3 tRNA genes are annotated in these 337 nt (G+C 56.4%); all 3 read left to right on the forward strand.

The window, feature by feature from the left end:
- A tRNA-Gly gene (locus SB725_RS30450) sits at nucleotides 1-76 on the forward strand.
- A 105-nt stretch (nucleotides 77-181) separates the two neighbouring features.
- Nucleotides 182-257: transfer RNA gene (locus SB725_RS30455), tRNA-Glu, on the forward strand.
- 3 nt (nucleotides 258-260) lie between these two features.
- A tRNA-Gly gene (locus SB725_RS30460) sits at nucleotides 261-336 on the forward strand.
- The last annotated feature ends 1 nt before the right edge of the window (nucleotide 337 follow it).

Here is a 337-nt window from a genome sequence, read left to right on the forward strand (position 1 = left end):
GCGGGAATAGCTCAGTTGGTAGAGCACGACCTTGCCAAGGTCGGGGTCGCGAGTTCGAGTCTCGTTTCCCGCTCCATTTTTAAACAGCGTTGCTTTCGGGCGGCGTTGAGTGAAACCAGAACCGATATCTTCGGATGCGGATTTGGGCACTGAAATACACACCATGTGTTTCAGTTAGCGTGTCCCCTTCGTCTAGTGGCCTAGGACACCGCCCTTTCACGGCGGTAACAGGGGTTCGAGTCCCCTAGGGGACGCCATTTGCGGGAATAGCTCAGTTGGTAGAGCACGACCTTGCCAAGGTCGGGGTCGCGAGTTCGAGTCTCGTTTCCCGCTCCAT

This window comes from Pseudomonas sp. SIMBA_041 (assembly GCF_046535095.1).
GTDB lineage: Bacteria > Pseudomonadota > Gammaproteobacteria > Pseudomonadales > Pseudomonadaceae > Aquipseudomonas > Aquipseudomonas mucoides.